The organism is uncultured Limosilactobacillus sp. (genome assembly GCF_934202235.1).
GTDB lineage: Bacteria > Bacillota > Bacilli > Lactobacillales > Lactobacillaceae > Limosilactobacillus.
Genome location: NZ_CAKPXS010000010.1, coordinates 1 through 21,172 on the forward strand (window position 1 = coordinate 1; position 21,172 = coordinate 21,172).

Annotated in this window: 22 protein-coding genes; 8 read left to right on the forward strand and 14 right to left on the reverse strand. The window is 49.4% G+C overall.

The window, feature by feature from the left end; all coding sequences use genetic code 11:
* Window positions 1-271: 271 nt before the first annotated feature.
* The 3 genes from Q0E49_RS02680 to Q0E49_RS02690 all read right to left on the reverse strand — a co-directional run bounded on the left by Q0E49_RS02680 (window position 272) and on the right by Q0E49_RS02690 (window position 2,289).
* Window positions 272-847, reverse strand: a complete 576-nt coding sequence (locus Q0E49_RS02680) for a TMEM175 family protein (RefSeq protein WP_295746415.1) — start codon at window positions 845-847, stop codon at window positions 272-274.
* An 85-nt stretch (window positions 848-932) separates the two neighbouring features.
* Window positions 933-1,412 carry a flavodoxin gene (locus Q0E49_RS02685; RefSeq protein WP_295746416.1) on the reverse strand — a complete coding sequence of 160 codons (480 nt, stop codon included), beginning with the start codon at window positions 1,410-1,412 and terminating at the stop codon, window positions 933-935.
* A gap of 136 nt (window positions 1,413-1,548) precedes the next feature.
* Window positions 1,549-2,289: an SDR family oxidoreductase gene (locus tag Q0E49_RS02690; RefSeq protein ID WP_295746417.1), complete on the reverse strand. Its 741-nt coding sequence runs from the start codon at window positions 2,287-2,289 to the stop codon at window positions 1,549-1,551.
* A 162-nt stretch (window positions 2,290-2,451) separates the two neighbouring features.
* On the opposite strand from Q0E49_RS02690, the gene Q0E49_RS02695 reads away from it, so the two are divergent.
* Complete coding sequence (locus Q0E49_RS02695; protein ID WP_295746418.1) at window positions 2,452-3,327, forward strand: LysR family transcriptional regulator; 876 nt, start codon at window positions 2,452-2,454, stop codon at window positions 3,325-3,327.
* 256 nt (window positions 3,328-3,583) lie between these two features.
* Here the strand turns inward: Q0E49_RS02695 and sdaAA are convergent, their stop codons facing one another.
* Together sdaAA and Q0E49_RS02705 are read right to left on the reverse strand one after the other, a co-directional pair.
* A complete protein-coding gene (gene sdaAA, locus Q0E49_RS02700; protein WP_295746419.1) occupies window positions 3,584-4,462 on the reverse strand; it encodes an L-serine ammonia-lyase, iron-sulfur-dependent, subunit alpha in 879 nt (292 codons plus the stop codon).
* A 3-nt stretch (window positions 4,463-4,465) separates the two neighbouring features.
* The gene (locus Q0E49_RS02705) at window positions 4,466-5,146 is read right to left on the reverse strand and encodes a serine dehydratase beta chain (protein ID WP_295746420.1); all 681 of its coding nucleotides are present in this window, start codon (window positions 5,144-5,146) and stop codon (window positions 4,466-4,468) included.
* Window positions 5,147-5,309: 163 nt separating this feature from the next.
* On the opposite strand from Q0E49_RS02705, the gene Q0E49_RS02710 reads away from it, so the two are divergent.
* Entirely contained in the window at window positions 5,310-5,726 is a 417-nt protein-coding gene (locus tag Q0E49_RS02710; protein WP_295746421.1) for a cupin domain-containing protein, read from the forward strand.
* An 18-nt stretch (window positions 5,727-5,744) separates the two neighbouring features.
* Window positions 5,745-6,065, forward strand: coding sequence for a carboxymuconolactone decarboxylase family protein (locus Q0E49_RS02715; RefSeq protein ID WP_295746422.1), 321 nt, complete (start codon window positions 5,745-5,747; stop codon window positions 6,063-6,065).
* Between the two features lie 61 nt (window positions 6,066-6,126).
* Here Q0E49_RS02715 and Q0E49_RS02720 read toward each other — a convergent pair whose 3' ends face one another.
* Window positions 6,127-7,008, reverse strand: a complete 882-nt coding sequence (locus Q0E49_RS02720; RefSeq protein WP_295746423.1) for an aldo/keto reductase — start codon at window positions 7,006-7,008, stop codon at window positions 6,127-6,129.
* A gap of 332 nt (window positions 7,009-7,340) precedes the next feature.
* Between Q0E49_RS02720 and Q0E49_RS02725 the strand changes: the two genes are divergently transcribed.
* Window positions 7,341-8,735, forward strand: a complete 1,395-nt coding sequence (locus Q0E49_RS02725) for an SLC45 family MFS transporter (RefSeq protein ID WP_295746449.1) — start codon at window positions 7,341-7,343, stop codon at window positions 8,733-8,735.
* A gap of 66 nt (window positions 8,736-8,801) precedes the next feature.
* Here the strand turns inward: Q0E49_RS02725 and Q0E49_RS02730 are convergent, their stop codons facing one another.
* Both Q0E49_RS02730 and Q0E49_RS02735 read right to left on the reverse strand, forming a co-directional pair.
* Window positions 8,802-9,659 (reverse strand): NAD(P)H-binding protein, encoded by an 858-nt coding sequence (locus Q0E49_RS02730; RefSeq protein WP_295746424.1) that lies wholly within the window; start codon window positions 9,657-9,659, stop codon window positions 8,802-8,804.
* Complete coding sequence (locus Q0E49_RS02735) at window positions 9,659-10,096, reverse strand: Rrf2 family transcriptional regulator (protein WP_295746425.1); 438 nt, start codon at window positions 10,094-10,096, stop codon at window positions 9,659-9,661. The genes Q0E49_RS02730 and Q0E49_RS02735 overlap by 1 nt, the downstream gene beginning before the upstream one ends.
* Window positions 10,097-10,247: 151 nt before the next feature.
* Here Q0E49_RS02735 and Q0E49_RS02740 point away from each other — a divergent pair, with 151 nt between their 5' ends.
* Window positions 10,248-11,195, forward strand: coding sequence for an ABC transporter ATP-binding protein (locus Q0E49_RS02740; RefSeq protein WP_295746426.1), 948 nt, complete (start codon window positions 10,248-10,250; stop codon window positions 11,193-11,195).
* Window positions 11,196-11,199: 4 nt separating this feature from the next.
* Window positions 11,200-12,720, forward strand: coding sequence for an ABC transporter permease/substrate-binding protein (locus tag Q0E49_RS02745; RefSeq protein WP_295746450.1), 1,521 nt, complete (start codon window positions 11,200-11,202; stop codon window positions 12,718-12,720).
* Window positions 12,721-12,775: 55 nt separating this feature from the next.
* Here the strand turns inward: Q0E49_RS02745 and Q0E49_RS02750 are convergent, their stop codons facing one another.
* Both Q0E49_RS02750 and Q0E49_RS02755 read right to left on the reverse strand, forming a co-directional pair.
* A complete protein-coding gene (locus Q0E49_RS02750; RefSeq protein WP_295746427.1) occupies window positions 12,776-13,303 on the reverse strand; it encodes a L,D-transpeptidase in 528 nt (175 codons plus the stop codon).
* 72 nt (window positions 13,304-13,375) lie between these two features.
* The gene (locus tag Q0E49_RS02755) at window positions 13,376-14,356 is read right to left on the reverse strand and encodes a LacI family DNA-binding transcriptional regulator (RefSeq protein WP_295746428.1); all 981 of its coding nucleotides are present in this window, start codon (window positions 14,354-14,356) and stop codon (window positions 13,376-13,378) included.
* A 181-nt stretch (window positions 14,357-14,537) separates the two neighbouring features.
* On the opposite strand from Q0E49_RS02755, the gene Q0E49_RS02760 reads away from it, so the two are divergent.
* Complete coding sequence (locus Q0E49_RS02760) at window positions 14,538-16,865, forward strand: glycoside hydrolase family 31 protein (protein ID WP_295746429.1); 2,328 nt, start codon at window positions 14,538-14,540, stop codon at window positions 16,863-16,865.
* A gap of 100 nt (window positions 16,866-16,965) precedes the next feature.
* Here the strand turns inward: Q0E49_RS02760 and rbsK are convergent, their stop codons facing one another.
* The 4 genes from rbsK to Q0E49_RS02780 form a co-directional block, all read right to left on the reverse strand.
* Window positions 16,966-17,889 carry a ribokinase gene (gene rbsK, locus Q0E49_RS02765; RefSeq protein ID WP_295746430.1) on the reverse strand — a complete coding sequence of 308 codons (924 nt, stop codon included), beginning with the start codon at window positions 17,887-17,889 and terminating at the stop codon, window positions 16,966-16,968.
* Between the two features lie 143 nt (window positions 17,890-18,032).
* Window positions 18,033-18,350, reverse strand: coding sequence for a thioredoxin (gene trxA, locus Q0E49_RS02770; protein WP_295746431.1), 318 nt, complete (start codon window positions 18,348-18,350; stop codon window positions 18,033-18,035).
* Window positions 18,331-19,116 carry a TerC family protein gene (locus Q0E49_RS02775; protein ID WP_295746432.1) on the reverse strand — a complete coding sequence of 262 codons (786 nt, stop codon included), beginning with the start codon at window positions 19,114-19,116 and terminating at the stop codon, window positions 18,331-18,333. Before Q0E49_RS02775 ends, trxA begins: the two co-directional genes overlap by 20 nt.
* A gap of 29 nt (window positions 19,117-19,145) precedes the next feature.
* Window positions 19,146-20,060: an RluA family pseudouridine synthase gene (locus Q0E49_RS02780; protein WP_295746451.1), complete on the reverse strand. Its 915-nt coding sequence runs from the start codon at window positions 20,058-20,060 to the stop codon at window positions 19,146-19,148.
* A 127-nt stretch (window positions 20,061-20,187) separates the two neighbouring features.
* Here Q0E49_RS02780 and Q0E49_RS02785 point away from each other — a divergent pair, with 127 nt between their 5' ends.
* Window positions 20,188-21,102 (forward strand): magnesium transporter CorA family protein, encoded by a 915-nt coding sequence (locus Q0E49_RS02785; protein WP_295746433.1) that lies wholly within the window; start codon window positions 20,188-20,190, stop codon window positions 21,100-21,102.
* Window positions 21,103-21,172 lie beyond the last annotated feature (70 nt).

A 21,172-nucleotide genomic window follows, 5' to 3' on the forward strand; every position in this document is an offset into this window, starting at 1 on the left:
CTAAAAAAGAAGAACCGTTCGGAATTTTGAGCATTCCGAACGGTTCACTCATTATAAAGGGCTTATGTCACAGCCCCGTATTTGTTGTTTAGTCATGAAAATATTTCTTTTTTTGGTGGGGATTCGAAACGTGCTTGTTTAGGTACCATCAAAACTATTAATCGAAGTGCAAAAAGGTCAGTTGGTTATTTACTCCGAGCAGGCGCAGATATCTGTGAGGGTACTCCTTGTTTATACGATCTGAAAAGAACTCCGCCATCCTGAAAGCACCTTACCCCTTAAAACGATCCGAACCCTTTGGTGTGCGAATCGACCAGATAATGCCATCAAACAGCGTTAATAACAAGCCGGCTAGCGGCAAAAAGTTGACCGCGACAAAAGCAATCACAATAATCAATAGTTCTACCACCCCAAAAGATCCCTTTAACATTTTTTTGATTTTCTGGGCATTATGAGGATTATCCTTCACCAAACTCATAGTTAAAAAGTAAAAAGTCATTCCCCAGCAAGCATAGACAAGAATATAAAAATATTCTGGTGCCGTGGCAGTGGGAAAATTTCCGACCCAGTTTGTTGCCACTGGGAAAAATGACATCATAAATAGCCACAAACAGTTTAGCCAAAAAGACCGCTTTGAGATCCAACTAGCGTTATTAATTAAATAGTGATGGTTGTACCAGGTGGTGCAAATCAAAAAGAATGTTACCGCATAGGCAAAAACTGTGTGCCATTCCGTCAATAAGCTGCTAAAGCTGCCGCCGTCCGGTGCTTTAATTTCTAAGACCATAATTGTGATAATAATGGCAATGATGGCATCTGTAAATGCTTCTAAACGTGACTTTTTCACTTACGTTCACCTTCTTTACCTCTTCTTTTTATTTTATCATCCAGAAAAAGTGCCAAGGAGAATCTCCCCAGCACTTCTCTTGCCATCACTGAATCTGTGTTAACCAATCATCGAGTGTTTTGTTAAGGGTCTGATCATTGCCCAAAATCCCCATAGTGAGTTCAAGTAAGTCGTGAACTTGCCCATTATGGAGCTGTTCTTTAAGGTCTGCTAAGTACTTTTCATCATGGTCATAAAAGGTCACCCAGGGATAGACCGGCTTCCCAGCAAAATCGGCATTCTTTAAGAAAGTCTGCAGCGGGTTAGCAAGGGTATACCCCCAAGCAGGGCCACCGAAAATAATCCGTTGGTATTGACTCATCTCTGGGTATCCCGTTTTAAGCTCAGGCAGACTATCTTCGTCACGCTCCTTCTTGGCGACATCCCATGCCGCCCACATATCTTTACTGTAAGGTTTGACAGGCTCTACTTGAAATACATCAGCGTCTATCTTATCGGCAACTAATTGAGCAACTTTTTTATTATAACCAGTACTGGAATAATAAATGATTAATGTATCAGCCATTCGTTTACCCTCCTCGTCAATTACAAACTATTCTGAAAGAGTTCCTTTACTACTAATTTTCCGTATTCAGTATAAGACGGGCCTTTGATGAAACCACTTGCTATTTAGTCATTGTGCAACACTTTCCTATTAAGAATTACATTGTTTGCAATGTTGGTCGAACGATCATTTCCGAAACGGACATGTTATCCTTCGCTGCAATGACAAATTCAACGGCTTGGGCAATTTGGTCGGCGCTTAACCCGTCTACTTGGTCCCAGTAATCAGTGTTGGCCTTGCGTGTTGTCGGGTCACTAATGTGACTAGTTAACTCACTTTGTGTTGCACCGGGAGTGATAATCGTGGTCTTAATATGGTTTGGCGCTTCTTCCATCCGTAAACCATCCATAATAATCCGCGTTGCATACTTTGTGCCGGAGTAAACCGCCATTCCAGGGGCCACGACGTGACCAGCAACAGAATCAGTAGTGATAATGTGACCCTGCCCTTGTTTTTTCATAATCGGCAAGGCAGCAGCAATCCCGTTCAATGGACCCATGATATTAATGTTAACCATGTTCTGCCATTCATCACGGTGCCCTTCACTTAAATTCGATAATGGCATGATCCCGGCATTATTGTAGAGTACGTCAATCCGGCCAAACTTATTGACCGCAGTTGCCATCGCTGCCTTCACCTCTTTGAAGTTAGTAACATCAGCTTGCACTGGGATCACTTGACCGTCAGCAAACTCACTCGCAATTTCCTTTAAGCGGTCACCCCGTCGAGCAGCAATTACTAACTTTGCACCGTCCTTAGCTAAACGGCGAGCAGTCGCAGCCCCAATCCCAGATGAAGCCCCCATAATGACAACAACCTTGTTTGATAAATCAGCCATAATTAATCACCTTTCGTCCTTCAAAACTTTTTTACTTCTTTCAACAGTTTTAATTGTAACGAGGGCACCATTGGATGTAAAATAGTTATATAAGATGTCTTATCATGACTAAAAGTAATGGTTAGAATAGTTGCCACTTTGTAACGTCTGGAAGTGAATCTGATGGAATTACGTGTATTAAATTACTTTGTTGAAATTGTTAACCAGCACGGGATTACCAGGGCGGCTAACCACTTGCACATCTCACAATCAACATTGTCGCGGCAAATCAAAGATCTCGAAGAAGAGTTGGGGACGCAGTTGTTTATTCGTGGGCCACGACGGATCTTTTTGACCGAAGATGGTTATTTCTTATATCACCGCGCACAAGAAATTCTCGAGCTGTCTAATAATACAGAAAAGTATTTGGTCCAAGGAAAAACACTCGCTGGTGAACTAAATATTGGTGCCGGTGAGAACCAAGCAAATCAATTCTTGCTACCTAGTTTCAGAAAATTAATTGATACTGGTAACGGTGTTCAAATTAATTACCGCAGTCTCGACGGTGACCAGATTATTGAGGGTATTGATCGTGGTAGCCTTGACTTCGGTGTCATTTCAACTAATGACAGTTCTAGTGAATATAATAAAATTACGTTACCAATCGAAGATCACTGGGGTGTCGCCTTCCCTGCCGGTCATCCACTAGACGACCATACTGAAGTCAACGCCGCTGACCTTCGTGGTCAAAACCTGATCATCCCCCGGCAACTAGATTCCAGCTCACAGCTAGTGTCCTATCTTGACGAATACGTTGATGACTATCATCTTGTTGGCACCTACGACATGCACTACAATATGCGAGCAATGGTCAATGCAGGAATCGGCTTAGCCTTGACCTTCGATAAGCCAGACTACCGGGAAGGGAGCATTCATTTTCGCCGGCTCCAGTACCTCCAACCCATTCGCTCGATCTTAGTCTGGCGAAAAGACCGCCAAACAACAAGACTAGAAAATGCCTTTATTGATGAAATTCAAAAAGTTGTTGGAAAGAACTAAATGACGAACACCTATCTTCAAGTGAAATAACCTGCAATGGTTAGAAAGATTTTTCTAATCATTGCGGGTCTTTTTGGTACCCAGCAACATCCTCAGCTACTATGAATACCAACGTAAGACAGAATAAATTATCCCTAAATAAAAAAGCATGACACCGGTAGAATACCGACATCATGTCATGACAAGCATCACATTTCGTCTCACTTTTTCCTTGAGAAATAATGTTGTTGCCATCTTTTTTATAATTCACTGTGACTTATTCTTCATGAAATAACTTTCGCCGCAGACGCTGCCCCGTTGGGGTTCCAGCAATGCCACCCAGGCCGGTCTCCCGCAGTGACGCCGGCATCGAGCGACCAACCCGGTTCATCGCCGCTACTACTTCATCGACCGGGATCTTGCTGGTACACCCCGCCAGTGCCATGTCAGCGGAGATCAGCGCATTACCGGCACCGATCGCGTTGCGTTTGACACACGGTACTTCAACAAGTCCGGCAACCGGGTCGCACACTAGTCCCAGTAAGTTGGCGAGGGCAATTGCCAGGGCGTGCCCGGATTGAACGGGGGTCCCGCCAGCAATTTCGACGGCAGCCGCAGCAGCCATCCCCGAAGCACTCCCTACTTCAGCCTGGCAACCACCACTAGCGCCGGCAATACAGGCGTTGTTGGCAATAATCAATCCGTAAGCACCCCCGGCAAAAAGAAACCGCACCTTTTGCTCGTGGGTCAACTTTAAGCGGTGGTCGAGCATCATCAGGACCCCCGGCATCGTCCCTGAGGAACCAGCAGTTGGTGTGGCACAGATAATCCCCATCGCAGCGTTGACTTCATTAGTCGCAATTGCGTCTGCCACCGCGCCCATCATCGCCTTGCCACTTAATGGCTGATGGTTTTCCGCGTAGCGCTGGATCTTAACGGCCTCACCGCCCGTTAATCCCGTCGGTGAATGCACCCCTTCACCACTCTTTCCACGGGCAACAGCGTCTTCCATTACCCGGAGATTACGCTCCATCTTCTGCCAAATGACGTCCCGGCTGGCCCCGGAAGTAGCAATTTCTTGCTCAATCATCAACTCCGACACTGGTTTGTTAGTGGCAGTGGCTGTGTCAATTAATTCCTTGATTGACTGGTACATTTCTTAGTCCTCCGGTTGCATAAAAATCAGGTCAGGAACCACTAGTTTCAAGCGCTCCATCACTTTCGGTGTTAGCCGGTTTTTCAACGTAAAGGCATAGACAGTCGCCCGCTGCCCCCGGGCAGTCTGCTGGCTAGTAAATGGCGCTAGCTTATCAATTAGCCGCATGAGACTGGTATGGAGGCGGCTATTCCGCCGGGTATCCCGAAAAATAATCACCGGCAGTTGCCCCGGCAGGTCAAATTCAACATCGTTGAAGCGCAGGTGGCGAATTTCAATTGTCCCCCCGCCGATCGAACACCCGGTCACCTCAACGTTCAGGCTGTGGTCCTGGTTGGACAAGAGAAGACGGGCCGTGTTCGGGTGCCCAACGGGGCTGGGAATATTTTCTTCAATAAAGGAGACCTTCATCCCGCTGGTTCGCGCCATCCGGGTTGCCATTGGTACCCGTCGGTCATCAGTGGCCATACCCATCACGCCCGCCACGATTGCGTAGTCGGTCCCGTGCCCCGCATGGGTATGGGCAAATGATTCGTAATAATGAACCGTCAGTTCTGCCGGCGTTCCCCCAAAAACTGCCCGGGCCATCCGACCAATTTGGACGGTTCCGGCAGTATGGGAACTAGACGGGCCAATCATGATCGGTCCGATAATGTCAAAGACACTTTTATAGCGTTCGTTCATAGCAATCTCCTCCGCTTAGTTAATTATATGGTTTTCCTTCCGGAGGGCAAGGGAGAGCACCTATTCATTTTTTGCATAGCAGTGACCTAAAAGAAGGTATTTTACATTTATCCCCGGGTAATCGACAATAATGATAACAAAAGAATTCAGGGAGGAACGAACAATGGCAAAAAACGAAACAGCAGTTAAGAACGACATCTTCGGCTTTGGTGAGCAAAATATCGCCTACGCCAAGTACTTCCTTGGTACCAGCTACCTTAATGGACTGGTCAGTCCCGACGACAATATCGACGTCAACATTTCTAACGTTAGCTTTGAGCCTGGGTGCCGCAACAACTGGCACATCCACCACGATGGCTTCCAGATCCTGTTAGTGACCGCCGGCGAAGGTTGGTACCAGGAAGAAGGCAAGCCAGCACAAAAGCTCCACCCCGGTGATGTGGTGGTCATTCACGAAGGAGTCAAACACTGGCATGGTGCCAGCAAGGACTCCTGGTTCTCCCACATCGCCATTACCAAGGGGACTAGCGAGTGGTGTGAAGAGGTCAGCGACGCAGAGTATGAACAACTGCCGGAATAAGGATAAGGAGGAAGCACGATGGTAAAGAAACAAACTGCCGGTCGCGATCAATTGGGTGATTTTGCACCCAAGTTCGCGGAGTTAAACGATGATGTCCTTTTCGGTCAAGTATGGTCACGGGAAAAAGAACTCAGTCCGCGGGACCGCAGTTTTCTGACCGTTACTGCCCTGATTACCAAGGGCGCCTTCGAGCAGCTGCCGTACCACATGGCAACCGCCAAGAAGAACGGCATTACCAAGGACGAAATCGCCGAAATAATTACCCAGCTCGCCTTCTATGTTGGCTGGCCCAACGCCTGGTCAGCGTTCAACGTTGCCAAAAAGGTTTGGGCTGATTAGCAAGGACGCAAAAAACAGCTCCGCAACAATGCGGGGCTGTTTTCTTGTTTCAAATGAGTGATTAGTAGTTACCCGGGGTGGCGATGTAGTCATCGACACCATCTTGGTTACCAGACCACTTAAACTTGTCGTACCAAATCGCGTGCTTTTCTTCATCCAGCTCCGCGATGGCTTCCATTTCATCGGCATCCAGTTCGAAGTCAAAGACATCCATATTTTCCTTCATCCGGGCAACGTGAGTGGTCTTCGGGATGACCACCAACCCCTGCTGAAGTTCCCAGCGGAGCTCTACCTGGGCAACCGTCTTGTTGTGCTTCTCGGCAATTTGTTTAATGACGGGGTTGTCCAGTAACTTCCCGTTACCCAGCGGCGACCAGGCTTCTAGCTGAATCTGGTGGTTCTGGCAAAAGGCCACTGTCTCCGGCTGGTGGATCTTCGGGTTAAATTCTAGCTGGTTGACCATCGGAGTGGTGATCGCGTGGTCCATCAAGTTGGTCATGTGTTCCACGTTGAAGTTGCAGACACCAATTGCCCGTGCCTGTCCTTCCTCGTAAATTGCCTGCAGGGCCCGCCAGCTTTCGTTGTACTTGTTGTAGACTGGCCAGTGCAGTAAAAGGAGGTCAACATAGTCCGTTTGCAACCGTTCCAGTTGTTCGTTAAAGGCCATCCGGACGCGGTTGTAGTCACCCTGGTCGCCATTAAAAATTTTAGTAGTTAAAAAGACATCCTGACGCTTGAGACCGTTCTTCTTCAGCCCCCGGGTAAGTCCCTCACCGACGCCGGCTTCGTTACCATACTGCTTGGCCGTATCAATCAAGCGATAGCCATTACTCAGGGCATCTTCAACCATTTGCCGAGCTTCGTCGTTAGTTGACTTCCAAACACCCAACCCAACTTTCGGCATTTTCACGCCGTTACTCAATGTTACTGTTTGTTTATCCATTCCAAACACCTCTTATGTTATTAAGTATACCATTTCACCGCTTTCTTCCGTTGTTCAAGGACTTGCGGATTGTTTCACAAGAGTTCTCCACCTGCAAATAGTGAAGATAGTCCGTAACTAAAACAATTATTGTGAAATAATGAACGACGGTTTAGCATCGTAAACGTTTACAAAAAATACTTGAAAAATTAACAAAAGGTGCTAATATTTGAAGTGTATTAAATGTAAACGTTTACTGTAAGTGACGTTCTTTGTGATCTTTTTTGGTCAGCAAGCTCTCTTCGCTGGTCAACGAGAAAGCTGCAATTATTTGAGGGAGTGTAAATATGGATATGTCACATCAGGGACAGCAAAAGCCTCATGTTGAGTCTCACCAGACAAAACGTGTTGACCTGGACGCCGGGTTGCCGGATCTGTCCAAGCGGGTGATCTTTGCCATTACCTTTGGTTTCTTGGGAATTAACATGGGGTTCTCGCTACAGAGTTCCCAAATGAGTCGAATCTTTCAGTCCATCGGTGCTAACCCCAACACCCTCGGCTTCTTCTTCATCTTCCCCCCGTTAATGGGGATGATTGTTCAGCCACTAATTGGGAAGTACTCCGACCGCACCTGGAACCGCTTTGGTCGGCGAATGCCATACCTGCTGTTCGGGGCGCCGATTGCGGCCCTCGTTCTGTTAATGCTGCCGTTCTCCGGTTCGCTGGGCTTCGGTTACGGTTCCATGGCCGCAATGGTCTTTGCTGCCTTTGCCGTTTGCTTCATGGACCTGTTCAACAACATCTGTATGCAGCCCTTCCGGATGATCGTCGGTGACATGGTCAACAACAAGCAGAAGAACTTTGCCTGGTCATGGCAACAAATCTTCTTCAACACTGGTGGTATTTTAGCCTCACTGATGCCGTTTATCTTCACGGCCTTTGGGATGCACAACACCGCCAAGAAGGGTGTTGTTCCTAATACCGTTATCTGGGCCTACATCGTTGCCGCTGCTGTTTTGTTCTTAACTAGTATGTGGACCGTCTTCAACGTTAAGGAATACGATCCCGCAACGTACGCTAAGTACCACGGCATTGACCCGGCCGCCAACAAGAAGTCAGTCTCACTGTGGCACCTGTTGAAGACCGCGCCAAAGGCCTTCTACGAAATTTGTCTCGTTCAGTTCTTCAGCTGGGTCGGTGTCATGTACGTCTGGACCTACTCCACTGGGACGCTGGCCAAGAATGTTTGGCACACTACTAACCCCACGAGCGCTGGTTTCCAGGCCGCTGGTAACTGGTACGGGGTCTTAACTGCCATCCTTAGTGTGGCCGGTATTTGTTGGGGATTCCTTTACTCCAAGTCCAAGTCCAACGCGCGGAAACAGTGGTATGCACTGGGCTTAACCCTTGGTGGTGTCGGCCTGATCTTGGTTTCACTGGCTCACAACCAGATGCTCACCATCCTCGCCTTTATCCTCTTCGGGATTTCTTACTTCACTATCCACACTATCCCGTTCACCCTGCTGACGTCTTCACTGAATGGTGAAAACGAAGGGGCCTACATGGGACTGTTCAACATCGGGATTTGCCTGCCGCAAATTGTCGCTTCACTGCTCAGTTTCGTCATCTTCCCGATGACTGGCAAGAACCAACCAACAATGATGCTGATCGCCGGCATTTCCATGTTGATCGGTGCAGTTGCAGTTCACCAGATCCACGAAGGGGTCGCTGCGCACGAGGTTAAATAATCATTTCTAAGAACTCACAAAGGGCTGGAACCGCTAATGGTTCCAGCCCTTTTTCTCTACGTTTGTTTAAGCGTGATAATGAGCACGGAGATATTCTTCTATTCCCACCGGTTCTTCCCCCGTCAATCGGTGGTAGTCATCACTCGTTTCAGCTAAAAGACCCATGCCGCCGGCAGCGTACATGGAAGCCAGTTCGGCCCCACCATCATCATGGTAAAGCTTCCCAAATTCTTCGACTGTCACTGGTTGATAGCCGATATGCCTACCGGTAACTTTCGACATTAGTTTTCCTAGCTCCACCATGTTGTAATTTCTTACCATTGAAAGCAGGTAACTTTGACCATGATCGCGCATCGTCGGCTGAGTCGCTAAACTAGCAATCGCCCTGGCACTGTCATCCCGACTGATAAAGCTCATTGTCTGGTCACCAACTGGGTAAATTAAGTGCCCGCGCTCGATTAATTCCGGCAGGTACGGAATCAACGGGTCGGCATACAGTGAATTACGGACATAAGCATAGTTCAAACCACTACCGGCTAATCGTCGCGGTACGTAGGCGTAAAACGGGGACATTTGGAAGGGATTATTAACCTGGTCAGCAAAGAAACTGACAAAAATGAAGCTGTCGACGTGGTTGCGTTTTGCACCCGCCAAGACATTTTCAAATTCTTGAATTCGCCGAACCAGGTTATACGTGATACTAGGAATGTAAATAAGGACGTCAACGTCAGCAAAGCTGTGATCAATTGACTCCTGGTCAAAGTAGTCAAGGTGCGCCACCTCAACCTGATTGCTATCAAATAATCCTGCCTTTTTCATGTTGTGGACGCCAACCCGTAGTTGACCGCCACTGACTAAGAATGCCAATTGCTGAACCACCCGTTGTCCTAGGTGGCCACTAGCACCAGTCAACAAGTATCTCATTACTCTGCCTCCTTCTTTTTCTGTGCAACTAAAATGTCGTCAATTACATCACCCAACGTAATCCGTGCTAAGCGCCCCAAGGCGGCATTTTGAACCTCTTGATAATAATTGCCAAGGACTTTTTGAATGTTGCCACCGACAATACACTGAGGGTTTGTCTTTTCATCGACGGCAAATAATTGCCTATCACCCTCGACGGCATAGTAAACATCTAATAAGTTAATTTCATCTGGATCCTTAGCTAAACCCGGCTTAGGAGAACCCTGCACTGTTGTGATAATCCCTGCTTTCTGGAGGGCAGCCATAATTCGACGAACGACCACTGGCGATGTCATCACACTAGCCGCAATATTTTCACTAGAGAGTTTCGTCTGGTGATAGATGTTCAAGTAGGCGAGAATATGGATCGCATCACTATATCGCGTGGAAATTTTCAATCAGTCAACCTCCCTTGACTTTATCTTGCTAACTAACAATATACTCCGCTGATTGTAACTTATCAAGTTTCAACTATGCTTTTATATTGACTTGGATTAGGCTATGATGTACTCTTATCGTAACTTTCGAAGTTACACCAAGGAGGTAACAATGATTCGATACGATCACGTGGCGAAGACATACACCGATCAATCCGTTATCAAAGATGTCTCATTCACGGTTAATCAGGGAGGACTCTTTGTGCTCGTTGGCCCCAGCGGCAGCGGGAAGACCACCCTCCTCAAAATGTTTAATCGCCTCACCGTCCCGACTGACGGCAACGTTTATTATCAAGGAAAAAAGATTAAGGACTATGATCTGCAGAAATTGCGGCTGGCGACCGGATACGTTCTCCAGGACAGCAGTCTCTTTCCCAACTTGAATATCCAAGACAACATTGCTATTCAACTAGAACAGCAGGGAATTAATAAGGAAAAGCGTCATCAGCGAGCCCGTGAACTACTGAGAGCCGTTGATCTTGATCCCATAACTTATGCTACTAGGATGCCTGATGAGTTGTCCGGCGGTGAGCAACAACGGATTGGGATTATCCGGGCACTAGCCGCGAAACCATCAGTAATCCTGATGGACGAACCATTTAGTGCCCTCGATCCGGTTGTCCGCAAACAACTTCAGGACCTTGTTTTGAAGTTACAGCAGCAGACGAAAACGACCATCATGTTTGTTACTCACGACATGCACGAAGCATTACGCTTAGGTAGTAAAATTGCGGTGTTAAAAGATGGTGTCCTCCAACAAGTGGGCACCCCGCAAGCAATCATCAACCATCCGGCCACCAATTTTGTCCGGCAGTTTTTCCATGGTCACGGGTTTCACTTTAGCTTGTCTGACCTCCTGGCAGATGGTCTAGGACAAGCAATGACGGGGGAACCACCCGTCCAAAAAGTCGTCACATGCCAAAAAGTCGAGGACCTCCTCGCTTTTTGCCGCGACAATGATGACCGTCAGTTCGTTGTCCGCTGTAACCACCAAGCCTACTTGGTTGACCGCCAAGCTGTCTGGGACTACTTGATCCGAAGGGAGGAAGAACGTGCTTAATTCCATTCTGAACACCCTCCACAGCCAATCGGGAGCGATTCTCAAGGCGACTCAGCAGCACATTACAATTTCGCTGATTTCGCTGTTCATTGCGATGGTCATTGCTATCCCCCTGGCAATTATCTTGAAGGACCACCGCAAAACCGCTGAGGCCGTCCTCCAGGCTGCCGGGATCATCCAAACGATCCCCAGCTTAGCCATCCTCGGCTTGTTGATCCCGCTAGTGGGGATCGGGACGGTGCCGGCAATTATTGCCCTAGTCCTCTACGCCATCATGCCAATCTTTCAAAACACCTATGCCGGATTGACCGACATCGCACCAAACCTTGAAGAAGCGGCCACCGCCTTTGGGCTCACCAAGTGGAAGAAGCTGCAACGGTTAGAACTGCCGTTGGCAATGCCGATGATCCTCTCTGGCATCCGGATCTCGCTGGTGATGATTATCGGCACCGCCACGCTGGCGGCCCTCATCGGCGGCGGTGGTTTGGGGACCTTTATCCTGACCGGGATCCAGTCCAATAACAACACCTACGTCGTCATTGGTGCGCTGCTCTCAGCCCTTTTGGCCTTCTTTTTCAGCTGGTTGCTAAAGTTCATCAGTAAGAATAGCAAACGGTTGAAAGCTGGACTAGTGGTGATCTTGGTCCTGCTAGCGGGATTTGGTGGCACCAAAATCGTCCAGACATTCCGCCCTACACCAACCAAAATTGTTATTGCTGGTAAGATGGGTAGCGAACCCGACATCCTCATCCATATGTACAAGGACCTGATTGAACAGGAAGACCCACGGGCGACGGTCATTCTCAAGCCTAACTTTGGCGGAACCAACTTCCTTTTTAAGGCCCTGCAGAGTAACCAAGTTGATATCTACCCTGAATTCACCGGAACCGTCAACCAGCAAATTATCAAAACAAAAAATAAGACCGGCAACAACCCGCAGCAAACTTACCAGCTAGCCAAGCGCCAGTTGGCCCGTCGCTACCAAATGCGCTACCTCAAACCGATGGCCTACCAAAACGGTTACGCACTGGCGGTTAGTCCGCAATTTGCCCGGGAACACCAATTAACAACAATGAGTCAGCTAGCCGCCTATAATAACCAGGTCAAAGCCGGTTTTGACCGTGACTTCTACCAGCTCCACGACGGCTACCCGGGGTTAAAGGGGCCTTACCACTACGACTTTGGCAGCATTAAAACCCTGGAACCAGCAATGCGTTACAAGGCGATTGCCAGTGGCAAGGTCAACGTGGTCGACGGTTACACCACTGATCCGCAGATTCCCCAGTACAACCTAGTGATGCTCAAAGATGATCAGCACTTCTTCCCGCCTTACCAGGGCGCACCGCTGATGAAGGAGTCCTTTGCCAAGAAGAACCCAGCGGTGGTCCGAGCGTTAAACAAGTTAGTGGGGAAGATTACCACCCGGGAAATGCAGGAGATGAACTACCAGGTTGTCGTTAAGAAAAAGAGCGCCGCGAAGGTTGCCCGCCACTACCTTCAAACTCACAACCTCCTCAGAAAATAAGAAAGCTCCCAGGAAAGAGGCCGCAACCTTTTCCTGGGAGTTTAGTCTGAAGAGCTTATTTCGTAATCACAACCGTAGTGCCAGTGGGGATATTTTGGTAAAACCACTTAGCATCCGGGACCGTTAAGCGCACACACCCATGTGAGGCTGGCTTCCTGCCAAGGTAGCTGGCCTCTTTTTTAATGTAGTGGTTATGGGCATCAACTGGCGTAGAATGAAACAGGTAATCATTCCCCTTCCAGGCAACATAGTAATTACCACCACACTTTTCCGCGGAAGAATAGAAGTGTTCACCGCGGATATCTTCAATGTGATAAGTTCCCGTCGGCGTGGCGTTGTGCTTCCCGGTGGAACAATACATGGTATACAGCTTCTTGTTCTGGTGGCTCATGAGGTAAACTCGTTGCCGCTTAATATCAACATGAACCCACATTTGCGGGTACTGTTGAACATTCGGGTAGGGCTTATTTTCCGATGGTTTAAGGTAGTCGACGTGAACTGGCTTGGCATTAACTGCCGTTGTGAAACAACAGGTCGTAACTACGGCAATCGCGAAAGCCAGCAGTCTCTTAATGAAACGCATTTGATGACAGCTCCTTTATCTTTGTCAACATTCGTTCATAGGTTACCACAATACGTCACTAATTGCTGCGAATTACCGCGAAACGACACTTTCTCGTTCAACAATCTTCACTGGAACGAAGGAGCTGGCGGCATTGTTCAGTAAGTCCGCCACACTTTGTTGACCCATTAGCCGGAAATTCTGGGAAACGCTGGTTAGCTGGGGAGCAGTAATGTCGCAGACAAAAGTCCCGTCAATGCTGATCACCGACAGGTCCGTTGGCAAGTTCATTCCCGCCTGGCGAGCGGCCTTAATAATCCCCGCTGCCGTCATATCACTGGCGGTAATCACCGCCGTTAATTGGAGGCGGCGAATTGCCGGAAAGAGTTGCTGCCCATTCAGAAAACTATAGTCGCCGTATTGGACCCAGTCGGGTTCGACTACCAGGTTGGCAGCCGACATCACCTTCTGGTAGCCCAGCAGACGCTGCTGGCCGGTGGTTGACTTGTCGATACCCACCAAGCCAATCCGCTGGTGACCATGGTCGACGAGGTAACGGGTTGCCAGTTGGCCAATTTCAATGTTGTTAGAACTGGTAAACCGCCCCGGCTGATTTTCTTCCCCGTAAATTGAAACAAAGCGGTACGGCAACCCGCACTGATCAAGCAGTGTCAGCTGCTCATCATTGACCTTGGCTGCCACCAGCAGGATGCCAGCCACCTGACGGGCCAAGGCGGCGTTGATTGCTGCCGTCAGCTTAGCTGGATCGTTATTACCCGCGTACAGAATTATTGAATCACGCTGGTAATCATCCATGGCGTCTTGAATGCCGTCTAGTACTTCCTGCCAAAAATTAGTTTTGGTGTCATTGATAATCACGGCAATGGTGGTGGTCTCCTGGGCTGCCAGCTGGGCGGCCGAAATGTTCCGCCGGTAGCCTAATCGCTCTGCTGCCTGTCGGACCGCCCTGGCCGTTTTTTCGCGGTAAGTTCCCTTCTTGTTAGCGAGAACGCGGGAAACGGTCGCCGTCGAAACGTTTGCCGCCTTCGCTACGTCCTTAATTGTTGCCTTCATTCTTCACACTCCTTCCCCCATCAAACTGGTTACGTACCCCTTTATTATACGTTTTTTCGCCCTTTAGGCAAGCGTTTACAGCCTATGTGAGTCGCTATTGTAAACGTTTACGGAAAGTGGTACAGTAAATGGTGTAACAAGATTACGTAACTTCATGTTTACCGAAAGGAAGTTTCTCACCATGAGTAATCAGCTAACCGGCTACCAGGATAATGACCAGCAAGTCACCTTGAACTTCGCAGAGGGCAAGGACCTGGTATTAAAGATTTTGACTAGCGAAATCGTCGAAGTATTTCAGGACCACGGCTGTCCAACCAACTCCTATGCGGTTGAGGGCGACAAGAAACGGACAACTAAGTACACCGTCAGTGACAAGGGCGATCACATTGAAATCACGACGAGTGCGCTGCTTATTAAGGCCTACGATGACGCCAAGATTGACGTCTACGATGGCGATGGCAACCCGCTGGTCATGGACTACCGCGGTCAGCGCAAGCCACTGCCAACCGACATGGACGACGAACACCGCAAGACGGTGATGTCAGAAGGTCACGCCGTGCACGCTAAGGCCAACCCGGACAACGTTAACTTTGAAATCATTAAGTCACTCAGCCCCGACGAAGTTTTCTATGGTCTGGGTGGTAAGACTGGTTTCCTGAACAAGCGCGGCTACGAGTACGATAACTGGAACAGTGACGTCCCCGTCCTCCACAACGAAACCGAAACCCACCTCTACAAGTCCATTCCGGTGATGTACGGTCTGAAGAACGGCCACCCTTACGGCCTCTTTTTCGACGACACTTACAAGAGTCACTTTGACCTGGGCAAGGAAAGTGACAACTACTACTTCTACTCCGCGGTTGGCGGCAATGTTGACTACTACATCATCGGCGGTCACACCCTCAAGGACGTGGTTGCTAACTACACCTACCTGACCGGGGCCACGCCACTACCGCAAAAGTGGATGCTGGGTTACCAACAGTCACGGTGGGGCTACAGTACAAGCGACAAGCGGGTCGAGAGCATTGCTGACGGCTTTGCCGAACACAACCTGCCAATCGACGTCATCCACCTGGACATTGACTACATGTACGGCTACCGCGACTTCACCTGGGACACCACTAAGTACAAGGACCCGAAAGCCTTCGTTGCCAAGATGAAGAAACGCGGTATCCGCTTGATGCCAATCCTCGATGCCGGGGTCAAGGTTGACGACCAATACGACATCTACAAGGAAGGGATGGAAAAGGGCTACTTTGTTACCAACCCTGACGGCAGTGTCTACGTCGGTTCCGTTTGGCCAGGCGACTCCGTCTTCCCTGACTTCGGGAACGAGGACGTCCGCAAGTGGTGGGCTAAGCACGTCAAGTTCTTTGCCGACATGGGAACCTGCGGTGTCTGGAACGACATGGACGAACCAGCCAACTTCCGTGCTAAAGGTCAATTGCCGGACGACATCGTCTTCCATGACGGGACGAACATCAGCACCCACGCCAAGATGCACAATGTCTTCGGCCACCTGCAGGCCCAGGCAGCCTATGAAGGAATGAAGAACGCCACTGGCAAGCGGCCATACATCATTACCCGGGCCGCATACGCCGGCACGCAGAAGTACTCGACCGTTTGGACTGGTGACAACACCGCCGTTTGGTCACACCTGCAATTGGCCATTCCGCAACTGAATGGTCTGGGAATGAGCGGTTTTGCCTTTGCCGGCACCGACATTGGTGGGTTCCAGGAAGACACCACGCCAGAATTGCTGACCCGGTGGATTGAAGCTTCCCTCTTTGTGCCACTCTTCCGGAACCACTCCATTTTAGGGTCACGTTACCAAGAGCCATGGGCCTTTGACAAGCAGACGCTGGACCTCTACCGGAAGTATCTGAACCTGCGTTACCGCTTCATCCCGTACCTTTACGACCAGTTCCGCCACGAAACGCAGTCTGGCCTGCCGGTAATGCGGCCGCTGGTTCTGAACTACCCGGACGATGAGCAGACCCGCAACCTCAACGATGAATACATGGTTGGCACTAACATTCTCGTTGCCCCAATTGTCAACCAGGGTGCTACTAAGCGGCTCGTTTACCTGCCGGCTGGTGACTGGGTTGACTTTTGGAACAACGCTGAGTACGCTGGCCAGCAGTACATCATGGTCGACGCGCCACTGAGCAAGTTACCGCTCTTCGTCAAGAAGAACACAATCCTGCCGTGGGGCAACAAGGTCATGCACGTTAGCGACGAACCAGAAAAGGTAATGACCTTCCGGCTCTTCGGCGAATGCGGTTCAACAACCCACTACCAGGACAACGGCTTAGACTTTAACTACCAGCAGGGTGAATACAACGACTACTACGTTGAAGTTGCCGAAAATGGTCCAGTGACGGTTGAATTGACCAAGCACGGCTTCAAGCCGGTTTACCACAAGATTTACGTGGAAACCGACCAGCGCCGGTGCGAATTCCACTTCAACGCCGCCACTGACGAATACGAACTGGTTGCTGAAGACTAATCCATTTTAATCAAAGAAGGGCGCGTGACGATTATCGCCACACGCCCTTTTGCTGTTGAAAAATCCTGACCACCAACAACGGCAGTCAGGACCTTTGTAATTAATTTTCGTTCAATGCTTCTTCAACCTGGTCGCCAAAGGGGATGGATGGCATTGCCCCCATCTTCTGAACGGTTAAGCTAGAAGCCCGTTGACCGTAAACCAGGGCTTCTTCAATGTTGTCGAGGTTAGTGTGGAGCTGAGAAGCCATGGCACCGACAAAGGTATCACCGGCAGCAGTGGTGTCAACTGCCTTAACCTTGAAGGCCGGAACTAGGCCATGCCCATTCGGTGTGGAGTAGAAGACCCCGCGTGAGCCAAGGGTAATCAACAGGTTGTCCACGCCCTTGTCAGCAAAGTATTCCGCCGTCTTCAGCATCGAATCTTCACCATCCAGCTTAATCCCGGTCAGGATGGCACTTTCGGTTTCGTTGGGGGCGATGATGTCCGTGTACTTGAGTACTTCCGGATCAATCTCGTGGGCCGGTGCCGGGTTCAAGAAAGTAATCACCCCGTGTTTCTTCGCTTCTTTGAAAGCTGCTGCCGTCACGTCTTGTGGCGTTTCAAACTGGCTAATTAAGAAGTCAACGGAGTCCAGGACATCCCCAGTTTCCTTCAGATCTTCCTTGAGCAGGGCTTGGTTGGCACCACCGTAAACCATGATGTGGTTTTGACCATTGACATCAAGGGTGACCAGCGCCGTCCCCGTCCCGTGAACCTTGTCGACCACGATGCAGTCGGTGTCGACGTGTTCCTCCTTTAATGCTTCCAGCATGAACTTCCCTTCGTTGTCGTCCCCAACTTTCCCGATAAAATAGGTCTTAGCTCCGGAACGAGCTGCGGCAACCGCCTGGTTAGCGCCCTTACCACCAGGTGCAGAACTCTTGCTGATCGCAGAGATCGTTTCGCCCGGTTGTGGGAAACGTCCAACGTGGTAAGTTGTGTCAACGTTAATACTGCCGAGAACCGCAATCTTGTTACTCATTAAAAATTCCTCCTTTAAGTCCACTGCAAAGCTTTGTAAATCGTTTTACGTACTAATTCTAGTTTAACATAACATGTTTTGAAATCGATTGCAAGCCACAGCTAATAAAAAACGCGCGCTGCATTCTGCCGCACGCGAACTAATTACCGGGCCAGCTGCCGTTGCAGGTAGTGGTCGAGTTTTTCAAACGGGTAAACACCCGTCACTTTTTCTTTACCGACACCGTCCCGGAAAACGACCAGTGAAGGAATGCTAAACACCTTATACCGCTGGGGAATTTCCGTCTGGTGGTCAATATTGTACTTGACGAACTTAATCTGGTCGCCATATTTTTCCTCTAACTTGGCCATCGTCGGCGCCATCATCTTGCACGGCCCACACCACGGCGCCCAAAAGTCAACCACCGTCAGTGGCCCCGCAACAGCTTGCTGAAAGTTATCATTATTGGCGATCGTTGCCACTATTAGTCTCCTCCTTGGTTGTCGGCTTAACCTTCTTCCGAACAACGTGAATGATAAAGGTAACGGCAAAGACTGCCAGGATAAAAATCCCAAACCAGTTCGCCGGAATTTCAATATCGATGGCCGGAATCGTCAAAAACAGCTTGACGGCAATGACTGCAATCAGCACATAGGCCATTGGCTCCAACTCGGGGACCTTCCGCATCAGTTTCATAATGATCTCGGCAATTCCCCGCATACACAAGATCCCGATCATCCCCCCGATCAGGACGATCACCGGGTTACTTGAGATGGCTAGCGAGGCTAAGACCGAGTCAACGGAAAAGATGATATCCATAAACTCGATTTGTATGACGACAAACCAGAATAGTCGGCGTCCCGTCAGCTTAGTCTTTTTTTGATGAGACTTGCGCAGCGGCTGCTTGCCCACAAACTTAAAGCGAAAGAAACGGTAAACCAGGTACAGCAAGTAGGCTGCACCGATGACCTTAATTTCCCAGAAATGGATTAAAAACGTTCCGACCCCGATAATCAGGAAACGGAAAATATAGGCACCCCACAAGCCGTAAAACAGTGATTCTTCCTGTTCCTTTAAGGACGGGAGAACCCGCGTCTGGGCGGCTAAGACAATCGCATTGTCGACTGACAAGAGACATTCGATCATGACCAGCGAGAAAATAATTAACCAGTCCTGCCCCGACGTAATAACATTTTGCCAGTTTTCTAAACTGAAAAACGGCCCGTAAAGCTTAACTAAAAGTGACAATCAATGCCCTTCCTTCATTTTTGGTTTTCCTAAACTTTTCCTATGTGGTATTTTAGCAAACTTTGTTGAAAATAGTTAGCGATTGGCGCTTGAACAATTTCTTCTTCCTGCGAAAAAGGTATCACTAGTCGCAGCCAGGCACCATGAAGGAGCAACGGCGGTTGACCATAGCGCGGGTTGTACAGCGGATCACCGATAATCGGGTGCCTGTCATAGGCCAGGTGGACCCGCAGCTGGTGGGTGCGACCAGTATGCAGGCTTAATTTGAGTAACGTCGCCTGCTCATTTGCTGCTAACGTCTGGTAATCAGTCCAGGCCGACTGGGCCCCCACGCCACCAACCTGGCGTTTCCGTTTATCATCCCGGTCCCGGCCAATCGACCACCGCCAGCTGCCGTTTGCCGGTGAAACCCGTCCCTCCGCCAGTGCCAAATAGGTCCGGTGAATCCGATTAGCACTAATCAACCGGTCAAGGATGGGGACGACCACCGGGTTCTTGGCGATAATCAAGGCCCCGCTCGTCTGCTGGTCAATCCGGTGGACCATAAAGGCCTCACTACCTGATCCCGCTAAATAACCAGCCGCATCGTTCATCACTGTCCCGGTCTCTCCGTGATAATTAGGATGGCACTTCTGCCCCGCTGGTTTATTGACCACCAGCAAGTCCCGGGTTTCGAAGAGGACCGTCAGCTGAGGATGAGTCGCGGGAATGTAGGACGACTGGCCAGTCCGAAATTCATCACCAATAAAACGGAGCGTCACCTGGTCACCCGGGCCCACCACGGTATTAACCGGTCGGTACTGACCATTGACCAGCACGTTACGCCTGGTGCGGAGGTAGTGCACAAACCGCCGTGGCAGCAACCACTGTTTTGCTAACAACTCGTGCAGCGGTCGTGGCTGCTGACTAGCTGCCAGCTGGTTAACGATTTCCCAGCGCTTCATCTCCATCCCCTTCTTTCTGGCAGTCATTATACCTTATTCCAATCGGTTAGCGACCATGAAGTCACTTTACTTTTCGGCAATTAAATAGTTCAATAGTGAGTGAGAATAAAGAAAGGATGGGGCCGCCATGCTCAGTGCCGAAAAAATCAACCACCGCAGCCAGTGGATCAGCGTCTTCGAGCCGCTGCCCAACGAACGTGAAGACCTGGTTAACAAATACGAGGTCACGACAGAACTGCTGGGTTACGCCATTGACCCCTACGAAAAGGCACGGGTGGAAGTCGACCCCAATGCCGGGATTATTTTGCTGATCTTTGACGTCTACGTACCAACACATACCGTTTCATCAGCCCAAACCGCCCCGGTCGGGTTCATGCTAACCGCCAACAATATCATCACCTTTACTAACGCGCAAACCAACTTTGTCAACGGGATGATGGTCGAGCAGCTCAACACCCTCAAAGAACGGGGGCCCATCAACGACCGAATCGACCTGGTATTACCGGTGCTCTACCGCCTGTCGACGGCCTACTTTGGTCCAATTCGCCGGGCCGACCAGCAACGCCAGCAAATCCAGGAAAACCTGGAAAGTCACACCGAGCGGAAAGCTATTACCGAGTTCATGGAAATCGAAACCGGACTGGTCTACATCCTGACCTCGCTGAAGGGTAACGTTTCGTTACTCCAAGAAATGAAACGCCGCCTGAAGAACCTGTCGCAAAAACAGCAAAATGACCTCGACGACGTGATTATCGAAGCCCAGCAGGGGCTAGAGATGGCCCAGATGACGTCCGACGTTTCCGAGCGGGTGTCTAACGCCTACAGCAAGGTCCTCGATAGCAACCTGAACCAAACAATGAAACTACTGACGATTATTTCCGTCGTCCTGACCATTCCGACAATTGTCTCTGGATTTTACGGTGAAAACGTCAAGCTGCCGTTAGCCAACTTTGCCTACTCCTGGCAGATTACCCTGTTGATCATGCTAATCCTCAGTCTGATCACGCTAGTCCTCATCACTAACCATCATTTTTGGAAATAACAAAATTGTGATTTTAGCGGGAGCCCGTTGCCAAACGTTGCCCCCGTTTTCTAATTGGTATAAGATGATT